Consider the following 21383-nt stretch of genomic DNA (forward strand, 5'->3'; position numbering starts at 1 on the left):
GGCCACAGGGTCAGGAGCGACGGCGAGAACTGGGGTTTTGCGCCGTCGCTCTCAGCGACGGCGCACCTTGTCTGTTTTCGACACGGGCACACGCTAGCACCGACCTCGGGCCGAGCCGCCCTCGTGCATCCGCCTACGAGACGGTGCCGTGCCGTCCTGGAGGGGGTGGCCGCCGCGCCACGGGCGCCGCCCGCCCACTCCTCCCGTGTCCTAATTCGGTACTGGTACCGATATTCATACGGATATCTTGTCCGCCAGTTCGGATCTACTGTCAAGCCGCCGAACACCCCCCCGCCCTCCACACGGCCCGCTCAGCGAACGGGCCGGCGTGGACGGCCGCATGAAAGGACTGGCGAGTGAGACGCAGATCCGTTCTCGCGGCAGTCGCCGGGCTGGCGACCACGACTGCGCTGGTGGTCAACCCCGCCGCCGCAAGCGCGCCTCCCGGCGTGAAACCCCAGCAGAACCTGACAGCGGGCAACGATCCCGCGAGCCTGGCCGCGAAGGCGGCCGACCAGGCCGTCTCCAGCGGCCTGGACGAGTTACGCAAGGGACCTGACGAGACCTACTGGCGCCGCGCCGTGACGGCCGGCGCCAGTGGCATGTTCTACGTCTCTTACGACCGCACCTACAAGGGCCTGCCGGTCGTCGGCGGCGACGCGGTCGTCGTCACCGACTCAGAGGGGCGGGTGCGCGACACCACCGCCGCCTCGGGCCCCGCCCCCCAGAACCTGAACGTCCGGCCGCGGGTCACCGCCGAGCGGGCGATCGAGGTCTCCAGGGGGAGGCTGTCGAAGGTCGACGACAGCGAGGCGCCCCGCCTGGTCGTGCTCGCCTGGGGCGGGCAACCCAGGCTGGCGTGGGAGACCGTCGTCTCCGGCGTCGCCGACGGCAAGCCGAGTCGCCAGCACGTGTTCGTCGACGCCCGCACGGGCCGGGTCGCCGACTTCTACGACGAGGTCAAGGCCGGCACGGGCAACGGCAACTACTACTCCGGCGTGACCATCGACACCAGCCAGTCCAGCGGCACCTACCGGATGGTCGACACCTCCCGCCCCGGCATCCAGTGCGGCGGCCAGAACGGCCAGCCGTACACGGGACCCGACGACACCTGGGGCAACAACTCCGGCACCGACCTGGAGACCGCCTGCGTCGACGCGCTGTACAGCGTGCAGCGGGAATGGGACATGCTGCGTGACTGGCTCGGCCGCAACGGCATCGACGGCCAGGGTCGCGGATTCCCCGCCAGGGTCGGGCTCTCCGACGTCAACGCCTACTGGAACGGCAGCTACACCAACTTCGGCCACTCCCAGGACAACCAGCGCCAGGCGACCCCGATCGACGTCGTCGGCCACGAGTTCGGCCACGCCATCTTCCAGACCACTCCCGGCGGCGCCGGGTCCGGCAACGAGAACGGCGGTATCAACGAGGGCACCGGCGACATCTTCGGCGCCCTGACCGAGCACTACGCCAACAACGCGGGAGACCCGCCCGACTACGAGGTGGGCGAGGAGGTCAACCTGGTCGGCGACGGCCCGATCAGGTACATGTACAACCCGTCGCGCGTCGGCGACCCGAACTGCTGGTCGACCTCGATTCCCAACACCGAGGTGCACGCGGCGGCCGGCCCGCTCAACCACTGGTTCTACCTGCTGGCCGAAGGGTCGGCGCCGGGCGGCGGCAAGCCGCCCAGCCCGATCTGTTCCGGCGGGCCCTCGTCGGTGACCGGCGTCGGCGTCCAGAAGGCCGGCAAGATCTTCATGGGCGCGCTGGCCCGCAAGACCTCCTCCTGGCGGTACGCGAACGTCCGCTCCGCGTCGCTGGCCGCGGCGGCCGAGCTGTACGGCGCCAACAGCCCCGAGTGCGCCACCACCAAGGCGGCGTGGAACGCGGTGAGCGTGCCCGCGCAGGCCGGCGAGCCCACCTGCACCGGGCAGAGCCAGGACTTCTCCATCAGCACCAACCCGGGCTCCGGCACCGTCCAGGCAGGGCAGTCGGCGACCACCACCGTCGGCACCCAGACCACGGCGGGCGCCGCGCAGACGGTGAACCTGACCGCCTCCGGGCTCCCCGCCGGTGCCACGGCCACGTTCAACCCCACCTCGGTGACCAGCGGGAACTCCTCCACGCTGACGATCGCGACGACCGGTTCGACGCCGGCCGGCACCTTCACCGTGACCGTCACCGGCACCGGCCAGACGGCGACCCACACCGCCACCTACGCCCTGACCGTGGGCGGCGGCCCCAACCCGACCGACCCGCCGGACGTCAGCCTGGCCAACGTGAAAGCGCACCTGGCGCAGCTGCAGACGATCGCCACGAACAACGGCGGCAACCGCAGGTCCACCGGCCCCGGCTACACCGCCTCGGTCACCTACCTGGAGGACAAGCTGCGCGCCGCCGGGTACACGGTCGTACGGCAGAACTGCGGCTCCACCTGCAGCTCGGGAGCGGGACCCAACCTGATCGCGGACTGGCCGGGCGGTGACGCCAACCAGGTGATCATGGCAGGCGCGCACCTCGACAGCGTCTCCGCGGGACCCGGCATCAACGACAACGGCTCGGGCTCCGGCGCGCTGCTCGAGGTCGCGCTGACACTGGCCGCCAAGAACCCGACGATGGCCAAGCACGTCAGGTTCGGCTGGTGGAGCGACGAGGAGCAGGGTCTCAACGGCTCCGAGGGCTACGTCGCCTCTCTCAGCTCGGCCGAGCGCTCGAAGATCCAGGTCTACCACAACTTCGACATGGTCGGCTCGCGCAACGGCGGCTACTTCATCAACAACATCACCACCACCGCGGCCACCCACCTCAAGGCGTTCTACGACGCGCTGAACCTGCAGCCGGAGGAGAACACCGAGGGCGCCAACCGCTCCGACGACGCCTCCTTCCGCAACGCGGGCATCGCGACCTCGGGTGTGGCGGCCGGCGCCAGCAACACCAAGTCGTCGGCGCAGGCCGCCAAGTGGGGCGGCACGGCAGGCCAGGCCTACGACTCCTGCTACCACGCCTCCTGCGACACCACCACCAACATCAACGACACGATCCTGGACCGGGCCGCCGACGCCTCGGCGTACGCCATCTGGAAGCTGGCGGTGGGCACGCCCACCTCGCGTGACTTCTCCGTCGCGGTGAACCCCTCCTCGGGCACCGTCCAGGCCGGTCAGGCGACCACCACGACGGTGGCCACCCAGACCACCGCGGGCACCGCGCAGACGGTCAACCTGACCATCACCGGCCTGCCCGCAGGGGTCACGGTCAACTTCAACCCGTCGTCGGTGACCTCGGGCGCCAGCTCCACGCTGACGATCACCACCGGTGCCGGCACCCCGGCGGGCAACCACCAGCTGACGATCGTCGGCACCGGCGAGACGGGCAGCCACACCACGGTGTACACGCTGACCGTGCAGACCTCCCAGCCCGGGCGCACCTTCCGCAACGACACCGACTACCGCATCAACGACTTCTCGACCGTCCAGAGCCCGATCACCTCCACCGCCAGCGGTAACGCCGTCTCGCCGGTGAAGGTCTCGATCACCAGCACGCACACCTGCATCGAGGACCTGGAGATCTGGCTGCGCGGCCCGAACGGCGCGTGGTACAAGCTCAGGTCGGCCGGCGGCACCTCCTGCTCGGTCTTCGGCACCAGGAACTTCTCGGTGCCCGTGACCCAGCCGGCGGCCGGCACATGGGTGCTGGAGATCGAGGACGTCTACTTCTTCGACAACGGAATCCTGGACTCCTGGAGCATCACCGTCTAGGAGGCACCCGTGGTCCCGGCCGGATCCTCGGCCGGGACCACGATCTCGGTGCGCGAGCGCACCCCGAGCTTGCGCAGCAGGGTGGCCACGTGGGTGTCGACCGTACGGCGCGACAGGAACAGCACCTCGGCGATCTCCTTGTTGGTCCGGCCGAGCGCGACCAGCCTGGCCACCTCCCGCTCCCGGGGCGACAGCAGGCCGGAGGCCCTGCGGCGCATCCCGGGGGTGGGCACGCCGCACTCGCGCAGCTCGTGACGGCATCGGGCGGCGTCACGGGTGGCGCCCAGCGCGGTGAAGCGTTCGGCGGCCTCGGCCAGCGCCGCGGCGGCAGCCGTACGGTCACCCAGCGCGAGCCTGGCGCGGGCCTCCGCCTCTCCCGCGCGGGCCGCGGCATACGGCTGCGGCATGGCGGCGTAGGCGGCCCGCGCCAGCGCGAACTGCTCGGCGGCGCTCTCGTGCCTGTCCTGCGCGCTCTCGACGGCGCCCCGCGCGAGACGCACCGCGGCCGCCGCGGACGGCGCCGCCCTCCCGGCGATCCCCTCGGCGAACAACGACGTCAGCTCGGCCGCCTCGGTCACCCGGCCGACCTCGACAAGCGCGGTGACGGCGGGCGGCACGACCTCGTCGCCCCAGACCCACACCCCCTTGTCGCGCAGCCTGGCCACCGCCCTGCCCGACTCCGCCACCGCGCGCGCGAGTTCGCCCCTGGCGAGCAGCAGCTCGATGAGGCCGCCCCACGCGGCCAGCACCAGCGGCAGGTAGCGTTCGCCGGGGTCGTCGAGCCCCGCCGCGCGCAGGCGGGCGGCGGCCTCGGCCCACTCGCCCGAGGCCAGCGCGAGCCGGCCGAGCACGAAGTGCGCCTCCATCGCCGCCACCGGCGACTCGTCCACGGCCTCGGTCGCGGCGGCCGCCCTGGCCGCCAGGCCGTCCCACCGGCCGGTCATCAGGTCGACGCGCAGCGTCACCCCCTGGGCGAGCTGGGCGGGGAAGAACGCCCCCGTCTCCTCGGCCAGCGTGCGCACCTGCCTGCCGTACGTCTCGGCCTCGGCGTAGCGGCCCAGGTTGGCCGCCATGTCGTACAGGTTGCAGTAGCTGCGCGCCACCTGCCTGCGGACGGCGGCCGACGGGTCCGTGGCGGGCAGCGCGGCGGCCAGGGCGCCGGCCTCCGGCGCGCCGACCGCCATGGCCAGCGCCGCCCTGTTCCCGCGCACCGCCGCCGTGAGTTCGGCGTCGTCGGAGGTGGCGGCCAGCTCCTCCGCCCACGCCATCCACTTCTCGTGCGTCGGCAGGCTCTCCTCGCCCCACGCGGGCATCGCCAGCGCGGCCAGGCCCCTCGCCGCCAGGGGCCGGTCGCCCAGCTCCTCCACGGCTGTCAGGATCGCCGAGCGTCCCGCGGCCACGTCGCCGCCCTGACCGAACAGCATCAGCCCGAGCGACAGCCGCGCCTCGCCGCGCAGGTCGCGGGAGAGCCGGTCGTCGGCGAGCAGGTGCCTGAGCAGCCTGATCACCCGCGGGTAGGACAGGCCGGCCAGCGACAGGCGGCCCAGCATGAGCACCAGCGCGGCCTGCTCGGATTCCGGCAGCTTGGGGTCGGCGAGCATCTCCTCCAGAACCTCGACCGCGAGAGGGGTGTCGCCCACGGCCGCCGCGCGGGCCGCCGCCGCGGCGCCGTACCTCAGCCAGGCCGCCGTGTCGCCCGACCTGCGCGCGTGGAAGGTGAGCTGGACCAGGGGCGGGGGGTCGCCCGTGGCCAGCGTGGCGACGGCCCGCTCGTGGGCGAGCCTGCGGTCGGGGCCGGGGATCGTGTCGTACACGGCCTCCTGGGCGAGGGTGTGGCGGAAGCCGTACCTGCCGTCGGGGTACTCGTGGAGCACGCCGAGCCGCAGCGCCTCGACCAGCCCGCCCGTGTCGCCGGCCACCGCGGCGAGCTGCGCCTCTCCGACCGGCAGGCGCAGGACGGCCGCGGCCCGGACGATGCCGAGAGCCGCGGGGGAGAGCCTGGCCAGCCGCTCGGTCATCGACTCGCGCAGCAGCAGCGGCACCCCCGCGCGGTCGAGCGCCTCGGGACGCCAGTCGTCGCCCAGCGAGCGCACCACCTCCTCCACCAGGAACGGGATGCCGGAGGTGCGCTCGTGCAGCCGGGTGACGAACTCCGGCGGCAGCTCGGGCCGGTCGAGCAGGGTGGCCGCCAGCGTGCCGACGTCGCGGGCGTCGAGCGGGCCGAGGGGGATCAGCACACTGGTGGCCTCGGGCGACTGGCGGTAGGAGGCGACGAGCGGCAGCCCGGCGGCGGGCAGGTCCTGCCTGCGGTAGGTCAGGACGAGCGTGAGCCCTTCCGGGGGCCTGCGCCGCAGGAAGTGCAGCAGGTCCTGGGTGCCGTCGTCCGCCCAGTGCAGGTCCTCGACGACGAGTACGGCGGGGCCGGCCGCGGCCAGCAGCTCGTGGACGGCGCGGAACAGCCGGTGGCGTTCGGCTCCGGGGTCGGCCAGCTCGGCGGGCGCCGGGGGCAGCACGTCCGACAGTTCGGGCAGGTGGCCGCGCAGCGCCCCGGTCACCGGGTTGAGCCGCCCCACGGGAGGCAGCCGGTCCGTCAGGTCGCGCAGCGCCTCGAAGACGGGGCCGTAGGGGAACGGCTCGCGCAGCTGGTGGCAGTGGCCGAGCAGGAGCGTGCTGCCGGTTCCGCGCGCCTGAGCCGCCGCGTGCACCAGCGTGGTCTTGCCGATGCCCGGCTCTCCCTCCACCAGGGCCACCGACGGTGGGTGCGTCATGGCCTCCAGGAGGGCCTGAAACGCGGTTTCACGCCCGACTAACCCGCCCACATCGCGCATGAACGACTCCGAACGGCTAGGTGAATCCTCCCGGAGGGTATCCATTCAGGACACAGCCATCAATCCCGCAACATTTCCCCTGTGGTGCGATAACCACCCGAATCGGGCACGCCGTCGGAGCGCGGGCGGGCGCGGCCGCCCACCCCGGATCCCGCCATCCGGGCCGGTCAACCGGCGGACCGCCCCGGCGGGTCACATCACGCGGTCTCGGCCGGGCGGGTGGACAGCGCCAGCACCGCCGCGGCGACCGAGAACGCCGCGACCACGGCCAGCGCCCGGGTCAGCCCCAGTCCTCCCGACAGCGCGCTGGTCACCGCGGAACCGGCCGCGCCGCCGACGAAGAACGTCAGGTTGAGCAGCCCCATCCCCACACCGCGTAGCTGGATCGGAAGCCGCGCCGACATCTCGCCGGTCAGGACGACCTGCGTGACGGCGAAGGCGGACAGGCTGAGCGAGGCGGCGGCCACCACGGCCCATGGCCCGGCCGCGCCGGTCGCGGCGACGGCCAGTGCGGCGGCGGTGACCAGCGCCGTCGCGGCCAGCAGGCGGCGCCGGTCGCCGGGGTGGAACCTTCCCGCCGTACGGGCGAGGACGGCGCCCACGACGGCGCCGGGCAACAGCGCCGCCCCGATGGCGAGCACGCTCCAGCCGTGGGATCGGGCCAGGATCTGCGGCGCCGCGTACATGGTGGCGAACAGCCCGGCGAAGACGCTCGCGCCGATGGCGACCGCCGCCAGGAACGCGCGGTCGGTGATCACCGCGTGGGGGAGGAAGCCGTCCGCGTGCCGCCGGGTCCACCAGGCCAGCGCGGCGGCGGCGGGGACGAGGCAGCAGACCAGCGCGACGACCAGCGCGGCGGGCAGCCGAAGGGTCCCGGACTGGATGGCCACCAGGAGCGTGGTCGCGACCAGCGTCAGCAGGGCGGCGCCGGTCACGTCGAGGCTACGGCCGGTCCCGGCCCGCCGTACCAGGGGCAGGCAGAGGGGTACGGCGGCCAGCGACAGCGCCGGGAGGATCAGCGTCGCGCGCCAGGAGACCCACGTCGCGACGACACCGCCGACCAGGGTGGCGCAGGCCGCGAACGCCGCGATGACGACGCCGTACCCGGCCAGGACGCGGAAGCGGCGGTCCGGTGGCACCGCCGCGGCCAGGGCCGCCCCGCCGGCGGCCATCGCGCCGGATCCGGCCGCGAGGACCAGCCGCCCGGCCACCAGAACGCCCAGCCCCGGCGCGGCCAGGCAGATGATCGCTCCGGCGCCGAGCAGGAGCGCGCCGATCCAGAGCGCGACGCGCAGGCCGCGGGTGTCGGCCAGGCGGCCGAAGACGGCCGTGCCCACACCGAGGGCCAGCGCGTGGGCGGTCAGCACCCACGCCACGGCGTCCGGCTGCGCCCGCAGCTCGGCCGCGACCTGGGGGAGCGCCACACCGGCCGCCGTGACCCCGAAGACCGCCGGCCCGAAGAGCGCCCCCAGGCGCAGCGCGGTCGACAGCGGTCCGTGATCCCTGTCCGGTGCCGAGGCGCCCGTGGTCGCGATGGTGTGTGACATGCGAACTCCTTGCTCAGCGGGGCCAGACGGTGGCGTCGAGGAAGTGCACGTCGTACCGTTCCTGCTCGGGCAGCAGGCTCTCGAAGGAGTCCAGCCCGTGCTGGATGCGCCCGAGAGCGCGGAAGTAGCCGAAACGGTCGACGCCGGGTGCCAGGATCGCCAGCAGTTCGGCGGTGCGGGCGGGCGCCGCGCCGAAGGCGTGCGGCATCCGTGGCGGCACCACGACCACGGCGCCCCTGCCGACCCGCGTCGTGGCGCCGTCGAGCCAGAACTCCAGCTCGCCGTCGACGACGTAGAACAGTTCCGTGGACCGGACGTGGTGGTGCGGGCGGGCGCCGACGGCGCCTTCGCCCAGCACGAGGCGGTTGGCCCCCAGCGCACCCCCGGTATGGCCGGCGTCGGCCAGCAGGCGGAAACCGCCGCCGTGCGGCAGGGCCACCTCCTCGGCCTCCTCCGGGCGCACGACAAGCGCTCCACCGATGGACGTCATGGTCATCTCCTTGATCGAGAGCGGGCTCTCATTCGATCGCGGGAACATCACCGGAGCCACCGGCAGTTGTCACCTGCAGAAATCACCGATCGCGATAAATCGGGGTAACGCGTGGAGCTTCGCCAGCTGCAGTACTTCGTGGCGGTGGCCGAGGAAGGCGGGTTCGCCCGCGCGGCCGAGCGGCTGAGCATCGTGCAGTCGGCGGTCAGCCAGCAGATCCAGCGGCTGGAGCGGGAACTCGGCGTGCGGCTGTTCGACCGCTCCACGCGGCACGTGAGCCTGTCCGGTGCGGGCGAGCGGCTGCTCGCCGAGGCCCGTGGCGTCCTGGCCGCCGCGGATCGCACCAGGCAGGTGGCCGCCGACATCGCCGCGGGCACGGACGGCGTGCTCCGGCTGGGCGTCATCCAGGGGCCGGGTGACCGGATCTTCCAGGTGCTCGCCGAGCTGTCCCGCCTCGCTCCGCGGCTGCGCGTCAGGCCGCGGCGGCTGCCGCTGGCCGAGCGGCTGGCCGCGGTGCGCTCCGGGGAACTGGACGCCGCGTTCGTCCGGGCGATGACCGCGGCACCGGGGCTGGAACTGCTCCCGGTCTGGACCGACGCCCTGTACGTCGCGCTCCCCTCGAGCGATCCCCGGGCCGAGACGCCCGACCTGCGGTTGGCGCACCTGGCCGACCTGCCGCTCCGCCTCGCGCCACGACAGGACAATCCCCCGTTCCACGACCTGGTCGTCGGGACGATGCGCGCGGCCGGCGCCGAACCCACGCTCGGGCCGCCGTTCACCGGCTTCCAGGAGACCCTCACCGCGATCGGCGCCGGGACACCGTCGTGGACGGTCTTCTACGAGGTCAACGGGCTGCCGGTGCTTCCGGGTGTCACGCTGCGGCCGCTGGCCGAGCCCGCCCTCACCACGTCGCTGGCCGTACCCCCGGGCCCACCGGGGCCCGCGCTGCCGCACCTGCTGAACGCGCTCGCCCGCGTCGCCCCCGCCTGACGCGAGCCGCGGTGAGCCTGGCCCGGCGCGGGATAACCGCGGCGAGCCGCTGCTTCACCGGTACGGCCCGGGAGCGCGACCGGCCACGGCCTGACGGTCATATCCCTCCACATCCGAACCTTTACCGCATGCGGCGCGTCACACCTGGAACATGTGACAGCTGAGGTTGGAGGGACGAATGGTATTAGATCGCAGGTTGGCCGCCGTGGTCATGGTGATGACCGCGGCGTTCGGCGTGGAGGGAGCCGCGGCGGAGGTCCAGGCCCGCCCTGCTCCGGTGGCCCGCGTCAGCACCGCGGCGGTCGGCGTGGTCACTCCGGCCGCGGTGTCCACGACGGTGGGTTCGGCGCCGGCCGAGTGCGTCCGCGTCAAAGGCGCGAGGGCGTGCGTGGGAGTGGACCAGGGCTCCCTGCCCGGCATAACGATCGAGGACACGCGCAAGGACAGGCTCCACGCCGCGGTCGAGTACTACCAGAACGGCTACCTGGGCACGAAGTACGTCATCCACAACCTCGCCCGCAAGGGTGAGATCAAGGGGAACCGCCGGATCGGCAAGACCGTCACGTTCCGGGCCGCCGTCTACAGCGGTGACGAGCGGATCAGGGTCAGCGCGTGGCGGACGGTCCGCGACGTCACCAAGAACCCCGTCAAGCGGGAAACCCGCGTGACCCCGGCCGGTGCGCGGGCCCGCTCCGAGATCTGCACCTCGACGAAGGGCGCCGCCAGCATGTGCTTCGGCGGGAAGAAGACCTTCGTCTACGCGTGTGACACCGGCGCCGACCGGCACCAGGCGCGGGCGGAGTACTTCCTGGACGGCGACCCCACGGCGCGCTTCGAGATCCACCAGCTGGCCGGGCTGAACACCTGCGGGAAGGCCGTGCACGACGACCTTCCGGTGAGCATGTACCGCGCCTCGGTGTTCGACGACGACCGCCAGGTGGCGACGCGGCTGTACAAGTACAACTAGGGCCTGCCCGACGGTCCCGGGCGGGCCGGAGGCCGCGGATCCGGAGGACGCCGTCGTCCGTCCGCTCCGCGATGACCGCCGGTCCGCCCTCGCCCGCGGGCGGACCGTCTCACGAGATGAGCACGGGGTGGTTGCTCCGGATGACTCCGGCAGGGTCCCGACGGCGCTTGATGTCGCGCAGCCGCGACATGACGTCCCGGGGGAAGGCGGCGGCGGTCTTCTCCCCGCCGCCCAGATAGGTGTACGGCTTGCGGCCGGTGGTGTGGGCCATCATCGCGCGCGAGATCTCCGCCTGCCGTTCCCTGACCGCCTGTGCCGCCTCAGGAGTCGGGACGGGGCCGAGCAACCCCAGCAGGTACGGCTCCGCCAGATGGCCGCACGCGCCGGAGCCGGGGGTCGGGCGGCTCAGGGCGCCGCCGAGGTGACGCACCTGCACGGCGGCCAGCGGCGCGATGCCGCCTGCCGCCGCGAGGAGGTCGGCGGCCACGTCGTCGTCGAGCCCGACCAGCAGGTCGCCGCGTTGCATCCCGGGCACGGGCTGGGTCGGCTCGGCGCAGATGCCGCCGAGGGCGTCCAGCGCCATGGGCGCGCGCGTGTCGAGGATCGTGCCCGGGATGGTCTCGAAGCGCTGGAGCAGGGCCCGCGCCTCGTCGTCCGCGCCCAGGTACGTGGTGTCGATCGCGACGGCGGCGAGGCCGCGCAACGGCTCGGGCACGTGGGGGAGCGGCGGGAACCTGAGCATGGTGAACCAGACGGTCAGCTCGTCCGGGGCCGTGGCGGTGACCTCCCTGAAGGCGTCCAGCACCTGCGGGGCGCGGTCGGCCGGCCACAGCAGCCGCCCGCCGTACAGGAGGGGCGCCGGGTGCAGGTCCACCTCCATCGAGGTCACGAGCGCGAAGTCGCCGCCTCCGCCGCGCAGGGCCCAGAACAGGTCCGGGTCCGACTCCGCCGTGACGTGGGCGCGAGCGCCGTCGGCGTCGACGACGTCGAACGCGCGCACGGCGTTGGCGGCCAGCCCGTACCGGCGGCCGAACCAGCTCATGCCGCCGCCGAGGGTGTAACCGGTGACGCTGACGACGGGGGAACTGCCCGGCAGGCCGGTCAGCCCGTGCTTGCCGGTCGCGAGGAGCAGGTCGCCCCACTGCACGCCCGCCTCGACCTGGGCGATCCGCTGCTCCGGCCGGACGTCGATCCCCCGCAGGCGTCCGGTGCGGACCAGGATGGTCCCGTCGAGATGGGACGAGGCGCCGTGCCCGCCGGCCTGCGCGGTGACACCGACGCCGTGCAGCTTGGCGTAGCGGATGACGGCGGCGGCGTCGGCCGCGTCCTCGATCTCGACGACCGCCCGTACCTGCTGGTCGATCGCCCGGTTCCAGGGCAGCCTGGCGGTCTCGAACGCGTCGTCGCCGGGCGCGAGGACACGGCCGCGCACCACGCGGCGCAGGTCGGTTCCGATGGATGTCACACTTTCCTCCTGATCACTGCGGCATTCGCGCCATAGCCTGCCGCAGCTGGTTTGCAGGCGAGTAGGAGGTGACTAGGAGTCCACGGGTTCCCGCGGCATGGCCCTACACTTTCGAGTGTTTTTCCGGCTCTGGTGAGGAAGCGTGGACTTTCGGCTGTTCGGCCCGTTCGAGGTGACGGACTCGGCGGGGCACGCCGTCGATCTCGGGGGGCGCAAGCAGCGGGCGGTGCTGGCCGTGCTCGCCCTGGAGCCGGGGCGCGTCGTCTCCCTCGACCGCCTCATCGACGAGCTGTGGTCAGGGGAGGCGCCGTCGAGCGCCACGGGAACGCTCCAGGCCTACATCTCCCAGCTGCGCCGCGCCCTGGAGCCGGGGCGGCCGCCGCGCACGCCGCCGAAGGTGCTGATCACCAGGGAGCCCGGCTACCTGCTGGCCGTCGCACCCCACCAGGTGGACCTGGTCCGTTTCACCACCCTCGCCGAGGACGGCCGCAGGGCGCTCGTCCAGCACGACCACGACACGGCGGCCGATCTCCTGCGCCGCTCGCTGGAGACGTGGCGCGGCGAGCCGCTCGCCGAGTTCGCCGGCCACGACTTCGTCCAGCCGGTCGTCGCGCGGTTCACCGAGCTGCGTGCCGCGGCGACCGAGGACTGGTTCGAGGCCCGGCTGGCGCTGGGTGACAGCGGTTCGTGCGTGGCCGATCTCGAACGCCTGGTGGAGGAGTACCCGTTCCGGGAGCGCCTGTGGCGGCTGCTGGTCCTGGCCCTCTACCGCTCGGGACGGCAGGCCGACGCCCTGGCGGCACTGCGCAGGGTCCGGGCGCGGCTCGCCGACGAGCTGGGCCTGGAGCCGGGTCCGGAGCTGCGGCGGCTGGAGCGGGACGTCTTCGACCAGTCGCCGGTATTGGAACCGGCCCCTGCCGGTCCCGCCCGGGCCGCCGCCGTCCCTGCCGGTCCGGTCCCGGTCGGCTCTGTCCCGGCCGGCTCTGTCCCGGTCGGTCCCGTCCCCGTCAGTCCTGGGCCGGCCGGCACCCTCGTGAGGGACGGGCTGGTCGCCAGGCAGGAGCAGCTCCAGCGGGTCGGCGAGCGCCTGGCGGAAGCCCGGCGCGGCCGGGGCGGCGTGCTCCTGGTCTCCGGCGAGGCGGGGATCGGCAAGACCAGCCTCGCGGAGGCGGTGGCGGACGAGACGGACGCGCTGGGACTGGCTGTCGCGTGGGGACGTTGTGCCGAGGACACGGGCGCCCCGGCCTTCTGGCCATGGCTGCAGGTGCTGCGCGACCTCGGCGAGGACGCCGCCGACGCGCTGGGCGCGCTGTCCGGGGTCACCGCGAGACGGGACGGTGACCCCGGCGCCGCCCTGTTCGAGCTGCACGAACGCGTGGTCCACGCGCTCAGGTCGGTGGGCCCGGTGCTCGTCGTGCTGGAGGACCTGCACTGGGCCGACGCGTCGTCCCTGCGCCTGCTGGCCTTCGCGGCGGGAGCGCTGCACAGGACGTCGGTGCTGGTGCTGGCGACCATGCGGCCGGAACCCGGCGGCGACCCCGACCAACTGCGCGACACCCTGGCCGCCCTCGCCCGCGAACGCGGCACCGAGCGCCTCGCGCTCCCGCCCTTCACCAGGGAGGACGTCCTCACCTACCTGACCGGGCGCGGCCTGCCCGACCCACGGCTGGCCGGCGTGCTCTTCGACCGGACCGCCGGCAATCCCTTCTACCTGGGCGAACTGATCAGGCTGCTGGACAGCGAGCACCGGCTCGACGCGGCCTCCCTCGGCGTCCCGGCCGGGGTGCGGGAGGTGATCGGCCGCCGCGTGGCCCGGCTGCCGGAGCAGACCCGCGCCCTGCTCGGCTCGGCAGCGGTTCTCGGCCGGGAGGTGAGCCTCGACGCGCTCGAAGCCGTCAGCGGCACACCCGCGGAGGAGGTCATGGCGCTGCTGGAACCGGCCGTGGCGACGGGGCTGCTCGTCGAGGTCCCGGACGGTTTCGACTACCGCTTCTCGCACGCCCTCGTCCGCGACGCCCTCTACGCCGACCTCGGTCGCGTCCGCAAGGCTCAGCTGCACCTGCGTGCGGGACTGGCGCTGGAGACGCTGCCCGGCGTCGAGGTGTCCGTGCTCGCCCATCACTTCGTCATGGCCTCCCGCGCCGGCGGCGCGGCGCAGGCGGTCGACTACGCCGTCCGGGCGGCCGGCCAGGCCGCCTCGCGATGCGCGTACGCCGAGGCGGTCACCTGGTGGGCGAAGGCTCTCACCGCGCTCGGCCCCGCCGATCCCGCGCGGCGCTGCGCCCTGCTGGTCGGCCACGGCGAGGCGCTGAGAGTGGTCGGGGATCTGAGCGGGGCGCGGTCGGCGCTGGAGGAGGCGATCACGCTCGCCGCCCGGATCGGCGACCGCGCCACGCTGATCGAGGCCGTCAAGGTGTTCGGTGGCCTGTCGGTGTGGAACTGGCGCCATTACGGCGAGGTCGACGCGACGATGATCGCCCTGCTCGAGAGCCTGGTGGCCGAGCCGCTCGGCGACGCCGAACGGGCGACCGTGCTGGGCAACCTCGGCCTGGAGCTCTACTACTCCCCGCGCCGCGCCGAGGGGGAACGGCTGGCCGAGGAGGGCGTGCGGGTGGCCCGCCGTACGGGTGATCCTGGCCTGCTGGCCCGCTCGCTCAACAACTACCTGGTGGCGGCATGGGTGCCGGAACGCGAGGAGCAGCGCCGCCAGGCGGTCGAGGAGATGCTGTCCCTGCCGCTGGACCCGCCGACCGAGGCGGTGGCGCGGGTCTTCCGCATGGCGCACCTGCTGCGGGCCGGCGAACTGGTCGCGTGGGAGCGCGACCTGTCCCGCTGCCGGTGGCTGGTGGACGAGCTCAAGCGGCCCGAGCTCACCGGCATGGCCCGGATCGCCGAGGCCGCGGGCCACAACCTGCGCGGCCACTGGGAACGGGCCGAGGTTCTGGCCGCCGAGTTCACCGCGCTGCTCGAGGGGATCGGCATGTGGGCGGTCGACTATCCCGGTCTGATCACCCTGTACACCTGCAGGCGCGGTCAGGGCCGGGTGGCCGAGATCGCCGACCGGCTGATCTCCCGGGCGCACGACCCCGGCCTCGTGCCGCTGCGCCCCGTCGCCGTGCTGGCCGCTCTCGACGTCGGCGACACCGCGCTCGCCCGCCGGCTGCTGGAGCGGTGGGGCAGCGAGGTCCGCGAGGACTGGGCCACCGAGTTCCTGACGGTCGTCTGGGGTCATGTCGCCGCGCGGCTGCGGGCGCCCGACCCCGCCGCCCACTACCGCAGGCTCGCGCCGTACGCCGAACGGCTTGTCGTGAGCGGCATGGGCGGTGCCGCGTGGGGATCGATGCACATGGTGCTGGCCGAACTGGCCGGCGCGACGGGCGATCGCGACCTCGCGCGCCGGCACGCCCGGCGGGCCCGGGAGACCCACGCCCGCCTGGGACTGGCCTACTGGACGGGCGAGAGCGACCGGCTGCTCGCCGCTTTGGAGGAGTAGGCGCGCCCGTCTCTACACTTGGTGAGTGTCCAGAAGACAAGAGATCGCCGACGTGGCGATCTCCCTCCTCGCCGCGGAGGGCATGCGCGGGTTGACCCACCGTGCCGTCGATCGGGCCGCCGGCCTGCCGGAGGGGTCGACCTCGTACTACTTCCGCACCCGTCAGTCGCTGCTTCAGGCGACGGTCGAACGGCTGGCCGAGCACACCGCCGCCGACCTGGCCGCGTTGCGGGAGCCGGCGGAGTCGTCGACGCCCGGCCGGGACGGTCTGGTCGACGCCGTCGCGGAGGTGATCGGGCGGTGGCTCACCACTGACCGTGATCGCCAGCTGGCGAGGTACGAGCTGTCCCTGGAGGCGACGCGGCGACCGGAGCTGCGCGGGGTGCTCGTCGCCGGCGGGGCCCGGCTGCGCGCCATGGTCGTCGAGTTGCTGGCCGCCTGGGGCGTGCCCGACGCCGACCTGTGGGCGCGTGACCTGCTGGCCTTCGCCGACGGGCTGCTGTTCGACCGCCTGGTCGGCGCGGACTCGGACGAGGTTCCCGACCTGCGCCCCGCGATCGGCTCGCTGCTGAGCGCCGCCGGCGAGCGGTGACCGGAGGGCACCGCCGGCCTTCCAGGAAGACCTCGTCACCGGGCCGCGGCGGCTCCTCGATACTCTACTTCTGTAGAGGCATCTACAGGCGTAGAGCCCGACGAAGGAGCGTCTCATGCCCGATGCGGCACCCACCCCCGTCACCTTTCCGACAGAGCGCCCGTCCCCCTTCGACCCTCCCGAGGTGCTTCGCCGCTGGAGGGAGGAAGCGCCCGTCCGGCCGCTGAGCTATCCCGACGGCCACGAGGGCTGGCTGGTGACCGGCTTCTCCGCGGTCAGGGCCGTGCTGGCCGACCCCCGCTTCAGCAGCCGCATGGAGAATCTGCGCTGGCCGATCCGCTGGGAGGGGCTCGCTCCGGAGAACTTCGCCACGCCTCCCGGTTTCTTCCTCCAGATGGACCCGCCCGACCACACCCGCCTGCGCAGGCACCTGGCCGCCCAGTTCACCGTGCGCCGGATGAACAGGCTCGAACCACGTATCGCCCGGATCGCAGCGGACGCGCTGGACGCGATGGAGGACGGGGGCGCGCCCGCCGACCTGGTCCAGGAGTTCGCGCTGCCCGTCCCGTCCCTGGTGATCTGCGAGCTGCTCGGCGTGCCGTACGCCGACCGGGAGCGCTTCCAGCGCGACGCCGCCACGGCGCTGCGGGTGGGGTCGGGCAAGGAGGAGGTGGGGGCGGCGACGGCGGCGCTGTTCGGCTACCTCTTCGAGCTCGTCGCGAGGAAGCGGGCCGAACCGGGCGACGACCTGCTCAGCGGCCTGGTGGCCGCCGGGGAGGCCACCCACGAGGAGATCGCCGGGATGGGGCTGCTGCTCCTGGTCGCCGGGCACGAGACCACGGCGAACATGCTGGGGCTGGGCGCCTACGCCCTGCTGAGCGCCCCGGCGCAGCTCGCCGCCCTGCGTGAGGACCCGTCCCTGCTGGACGGTGCCGTCGAGGAGCTGCTGCGGTACCTGTCCGTCGCCCATCTCGGTCCGCTCAGGGCCGCGCTGGAGGACGTCGAGATCGGCGGCCGGACGATCAGGAAGGGGCAGGTGGTGACGGTCTCCATCCCCGCCGCCAACCGCGATCCCGAACGGTTCGCCGACCCGGAGGTCCTCGACGTCACCCGGCCGCCGACGGCCGGGCATCTGGCCTTCGGGCACGGCATCCACCAGTGTCTCGGCCACCAGCTCGCCAGGATCGAGCTCCGCGTCGCCTACCGCGCGCTCCTCGACCGCTTCCCCGGCCTGCGGCTGGCCGTACCGCACGAGGAGATCCCGCTGCGGACGGACATGACCATCTACGGCGTGCGCCGGCTCCCTGTCACCTGGTAAGAGGGCCCGCCCGGACGGCTCGAACCGGGCGGGCCCGATAGCGTATGTTTACGTAAACATGAGACTGGGTGACCGGGCAGGAGTGGTTGTGACGATCAATGACGAGTCCAGGCCGGGCTGGCTTCGCTGGCCTTCGGACAGCTCGCGCGGACGCTTGGCCTTCGGTGCCGACTACAACCCCGAGCAGTGGCCCAGGGAGGTGTGGGAGGAGGACGTCAGGGCGATGCGCCGGGCCGGGGTGAACATCGTCTCGCTGGCCATCTTCTCGTGGGCGCGGCTCCAGCCCCGCCAGGACGTGTGGACCTTCGAGTGGCTGGACGAGGTGATGGATCTGCTCCATGCCCACGACATCGCCGTGGACCTGGCCACCGCGACCGCGTCCCCGCCGCCGTGGCTGACCACCAGGCATCCGGAGATCCTCCCCGTCGACCGTGACGGCCGCACGCTGTGGCAGGGCGCGCGCCAGCACTGGCGCCCGACGTCGCCGATCTTCCGCGAGCACGCCCTGCGCCTGGTCCGCGCCATGGCGGAAAGATACGGAACGCATCCGGCCCTGGCCGCCTGGCACGTCTCCAACGAGCTCGGCTGCCACAACGTCTACGACTTCTCCGATGACGCGGCGGCGGCCTTCCGGATCTGGCTGCGCGACAGGTACGGCACGATCGAGGAGCTGAACCGGGCGTGGGCGACGGCGTTCTGGTCCCAGGGGTACGGCGACTGGGCGGAGATCCTGCCCCCTCGGCTGGCCGCCTCCTACCCGAACCCGACCCAGCAGCTCGACTTCAAACGCTTCTCCTCCGACGCGCTCAAGGACTACCTGCGGGCCGAGCGGAGCGTGCTGAGGGAGCTGACGCCGCGGATCCCGGTCACCACGAACTTCATGGTCATGGGTGACACCAGCGGCATGAACTACGCCGACTGGGCGCCCGAGGTGGACTTCGTGTCCAACGACCACTACCTGCTGACCGGACCGCAGGCGCAGGACGAGCTGTCGTTCTCGGCCAATCTCACCGGTTCGCTCGCCGGGGGACGGCCCTGGTTCCTGATGGAACACTCGACCAGCGCGGTCAACTGGCAGCCCGTCAACCTGGCCAAGAAGCCGGGGGGCCTGGCCCGCGACTCGCTGACCCATGTGGCGTACGGGGCGGACGCCGTGTGCTTCTTCCAGTGGCGGCAGTCGGCGGCGGGAGCCGAGAAGTACCACTCGGCGATGGTTCCCCACGCCGGCACCGACAGCGAGGTCTTCCGGTCGGTCGTCGATCTCGGCGCGACGCTGCGAGCGCTCGCGCCGGTCGCCGGGACGCGCCGCCGGCGGGCCGCGGCCGCGATCGTCTTCGACTGGGACTCCTGGTGGGCCGGCGAGCTGGACTCCCATCCCACCTCGCGGCTGCGCTACCGCCAGGAGGCCCTCGACTGGTACACGGCCTTCGCCGCGGCCGGCGTGCGGGTCGACGTCATCTCCTCCGGCGACTCGTTCTCGCACTACGACCTGGTGGTCGCCCCGATCCTGCACGTCGTGCCGGCAGAGCTGGCCGAGCGCCTGAACGGGTTCGTCGCCGGCGGCGGCCATCTCGTCACCACCTACTTCTCCGGCATCGTGGACGAGAACGACCACGTCTGGCTCGGCGGCTATCCCGGCCCCTTGCGGGATCTGCTCGGCATCCGGATCGAGGAGTTCGGGCCGCTGCTGGAGGGCGACCGCGTCGACCTCGATCTGGGCGTGTCCGGCACGCTGTGGACCGATCGGATCGACGTCGTCGCGCCGGATGTCGAGATCGTCGCCTCGTACGCGTCCGGCGACCACGCGGGACGGCCCGCCGTGACCACGCGGCCCTTCGGGCCGGGCTCGGCGTCCTACGTCTCGACCAGGCTGGGGCCCGAGGGCCTGGGCCCGGTGCTGTCCCGGCTTCTCGCCTTCAGCGGGGTGCGCCCCGAACTCCCGGCAGCCGTCGCCGGAGCGGTGGAGCTGGCGATCCGCACCGGCGGCGACGCCGACTACTGGTTCCTCATCAACCGCACCGACCGGAGCGTCGCCGTGGGCGACGTGGCGGGCGAGGTGGTGCAGGCTCCCTGCCTCGCCCCTGGCCTCACCCTGGCCCCCCGCCAGGTGTGCGTCCTGCGCCGGCCGCACGAGCCGGGGCCCGCCTCCTGACCGGCGAACCGCCATGAGAAGGCCGGCCGCCCGCGACGTCGACATCACCGCGATCGATGGCGACGCAGAGGAGTCAGAGATTTCCTCAGGGTGATGTTTACGTAAACTTGTTGCGGTACGGTAGAGCATCGGCCGAGGGCAGGCAAGGGGTGAGGCTATGGACGGGGGCGCCACGCCCACCGGTGGTGTCCAGCGTGGCGGGTCGGGCATCCCGGGCGGCCGCCGCAAGCAGCGCGTCTCCATGGCGGACGTCGCCAAGCTGGCGGGCGTCTCGGCGCAGACCGTCTCCCGCGTCTCCAACGGCCAGCCCGGCGTCATCGGGTCGACCCGCGAGCAGGTGCTGGCGGCGATGCGGGAGCTGGGCTACCGGCCCAACAGCGCGGCCCGCGCGCTGCGGTACGGCCGGTTCAACACCATCGGGGTCATCCTCTTCGACCTGGCGTCGACCGGCAACAGCCGCACGGTGGAGGCCATCGCCACGCACGCGGCGGCCGAGGGCTACGCCATCACGCTGATTCCCATCGACGTGCCGACCCAGGACAACGTGCTCGGGGCGTTCACCCGGATGGGGGAGCTGGCCGTCGACGCGGTCATCGTCATCATGGGGATCCATCTGCTCGACGCGGGGACCGTGAGCCTGCCGCCCGGTGTGCACGTCGTCGTCGTGGACTCCGACGCCGGAGACCGCTACAGCGTGGTCGACACCGACCAGGCCGACGGGGCGCGGCGGGCCGTCCACCACCTGCTCGACCTCGGACACCGGACCGTCTGGCACGTCACCGGGCCGCGGACGTCCTACGCCGGCCAGCGCCGCGCCCAGGCCTGGCGCGGCGCGCTCGAATCGGCGGGCCGTCCGGTCCCTCCGCCCCTGCACGGCGACTGGTCGGCGGAGTCCGGCTACGGCGCCGGTCTCCGCCTCGCCGGCGAACCCGGCTGCACCGCGGTGTTCGCCGCCAACGACCAGATGGCTCTCGGGCTGCTGCGCGCCTTCCACGAGCGCGGCCGGGCGATCCCCGACCAGATCAGCGTGGTCGGCTTCGACGACATCCCCGACGCCGCCCATTTCGTCCCGCCCCTGACCACGGTCCACCAGGACTTCGCCGAGGTGGGCAGGAGATGCGTGCAGCGGGTGCTGCGCCAGATCCGCGAAGGCCGTGCCGCCGAGCCCGGCACCGACCTGGTCCCGCCCCGCCTCGTGGTCAGGAACAGCACGGCCCGCCCCCCGAGGTGATCAGCGCCTCAGGAGCAACTCCCAGCAGTAGTCGCGCCGCAGGCCGGTGAAAGCGGCGCAGAACCCCTTCGTGAGCTCGCGCCGGGTGGCGGTCTGCAGCAGCAGCCGCTGCCGCGCGCGCATGCTCTCCTCCTTCGTGCGCGGTTCCGGCTTCCTGGCGGCGGGAGTCGCGGACGGGGTCGGAGCGGGCGACGCCGTGCTCCTCGCCTGGGCGTGCGGCGAGGCGGTGACGGTGATTACGGCGCGCGGCGCCGCGGCCGGCGCGGGGAGCGCGGGCTGCCTGGCCGACGCCGAGCCCAGCCAGCCGCCGACACCCGCGGCCATGGCGAGCACGAGAACGGTGGCCAGAGCCAGGCGCTGGGAGAACACGATGTCGCGATGGGGCGGCAACGGACCGCTCCGGACGAAGCGGGCGGGCGGAACTTCCTCTGTCTTCTGTGGCACGTGCATCCCCCGATCACGTCGGCCCTGGCGCTCACGGTAGATCCGCCCAGTACGGCACGCGGCGGCGCGCCGCAGGAGAAGCACGAACAGCAGAATGATTCTTGGGAC

13 protein-coding genes are annotated in these 21383 nt (G+C 73.2%); 8 read left to right on the plus strand and 5 right to left on the minus strand.

Going from position 1 to position 21383, the window contains the following annotated elements:
* Nucleotides 1-356 precede the first annotated feature (356 nt).
* Nucleotides 357-3758 (plus strand): M28 family peptidase, encoded by a 3402-nt coding sequence (locus tag ACWENQ_RS27160; RefSeq protein ID WP_449927033.1) that lies wholly within the window; start codon nt 357-359, stop codon nt 3756-3758.
* Here ACWENQ_RS27160 and ACWENQ_RS27165 read toward each other — a convergent pair.
* The 3 genes from ACWENQ_RS27165 to ACWENQ_RS27175 form a co-directional block, all read right to left on the minus strand.
* Entirely contained in the window at nt 3755-6526 is a 2772-nt protein-coding gene (locus tag ACWENQ_RS27165) for a helix-turn-helix transcriptional regulator (protein WP_452416794.1), read from the minus strand. The two genes, ACWENQ_RS27160 and ACWENQ_RS27165, sit on opposite strands and share 4 nt — an antisense overlap.
* Nucleotides 6527-6783: 257 nt before the next feature.
* The gene (locus ACWENQ_RS27170; protein WP_449927029.1) at nt 6784-8133 is read right to left on the minus strand and encodes an MFS transporter; all 1350 of its coding nucleotides are present in this window, start codon (nt 8131-8133) and stop codon (nt 6784-6786) included.
* A 13-nt stretch (nt 8134-8146) separates the two neighbouring features.
* Nucleotides 8147-8623 (minus strand): cupin domain-containing protein, encoded by a 477-nt coding sequence (locus ACWENQ_RS27175; protein ID WP_452416796.1) that lies wholly within the window; start codon nt 8621-8623, stop codon nt 8147-8149.
* A 111-nt stretch (nt 8624-8734) separates the two neighbouring features.
* Here ACWENQ_RS27175 and ACWENQ_RS27180 point away from each other — a divergent pair, with 111 nt between their 5' ends.
* Together ACWENQ_RS27180 and ACWENQ_RS27185 are read left to right on the plus strand one after the other, a co-directional pair.
* Nucleotides 8735-9613: a LysR family transcriptional regulator gene (locus ACWENQ_RS27180; RefSeq protein WP_449927024.1), complete on the plus strand. Its 879-nt coding sequence runs from the start codon at nt 8735-8737 to the stop codon at nt 9611-9613.
* A 178-nt stretch (nt 9614-9791) separates the two neighbouring features.
* Entirely contained in the window at nt 9792-10580 is a 789-nt protein-coding gene (locus ACWENQ_RS27185) for a hypothetical protein (protein WP_449927021.1), read from the plus strand.
* A 109-nt stretch (nt 10581-10689) separates the two neighbouring features.
* Here the strand turns inward: ACWENQ_RS27185 and ACWENQ_RS27190 are convergent, their stop codons facing one another.
* Nucleotides 10690-12045, minus strand: a complete 1356-nt coding sequence (locus ACWENQ_RS27190; RefSeq protein ID WP_452416798.1) for an FAD-binding oxidoreductase — start codon at nt 12043-12045, stop codon at nt 10690-10692.
* Between the two features lie 142 nt (nt 12046-12187).
* On the opposite strand from ACWENQ_RS27190, the gene ACWENQ_RS27195 reads away from it, so the two are divergent.
* The 5 genes from ACWENQ_RS27195 to ACWENQ_RS27215 all read left to right on the plus strand — a co-directional run bounded on the left by ACWENQ_RS27195 (nt 12188) and on the right by ACWENQ_RS27215 (nt 20831).
* Nucleotides 12188-15538 carry a BTAD domain-containing putative transcriptional regulator gene (locus ACWENQ_RS27195; RefSeq protein ID WP_452416800.1) on the plus strand — a complete coding sequence of 1117 codons (3351 nt, stop codon included), beginning with the start codon at nt 12188-12190 and terminating at the stop codon, nt 15536-15538.
* A 25-nt stretch (nt 15539-15563) separates the two neighbouring features.
* The gene (locus tag ACWENQ_RS27200; protein ID WP_452416802.1) at nt 15564-16130 is read left to right on the plus strand and encodes a TetR/AcrR family transcriptional regulator; all 567 of its coding nucleotides are present in this window, start codon (nt 15564-15566) and stop codon (nt 16128-16130) included.
* Nucleotides 16131-16245: 115 nt separating this feature from the next.
* Nucleotides 16246-17448: a cytochrome P450 gene (locus tag ACWENQ_RS27205; RefSeq protein ID WP_452416803.1), complete on the plus strand. Its 1203-nt coding sequence runs from the start codon at nt 16246-16248 to the stop codon at nt 17446-17448.
* An 88-nt stretch (nt 17449-17536) separates the two neighbouring features.
* Nucleotides 17537-19600, plus strand: a complete 2064-nt coding sequence (locus ACWENQ_RS27210) for a beta-galactosidase (protein ID WP_452416804.1) — start codon at nt 17537-17539, stop codon at nt 19598-19600.
* A gap of 157 nt (nt 19601-19757) precedes the next feature.
* Entirely contained in the window at nt 19758-20831 is a 1074-nt protein-coding gene (locus tag ACWENQ_RS27215) for a LacI family DNA-binding transcriptional regulator (RefSeq protein WP_452416806.1), read from the plus strand.
* Here the strand turns inward: ACWENQ_RS27215 and ACWENQ_RS27220 are convergent, their stop codons facing one another.
* Nucleotides 20832-21200 (minus strand): hypothetical protein, encoded by a 369-nt coding sequence (locus tag ACWENQ_RS27220; RefSeq protein ID WP_449927001.1) that lies wholly within the window; start codon nt 21198-21200, stop codon nt 20832-20834.
* Between the last annotated feature and the right edge of the window lie 183 nt (nt 21201-21383).

Source organism: Nonomuraea sp. NPDC004354, from assembly GCF_053602555.1.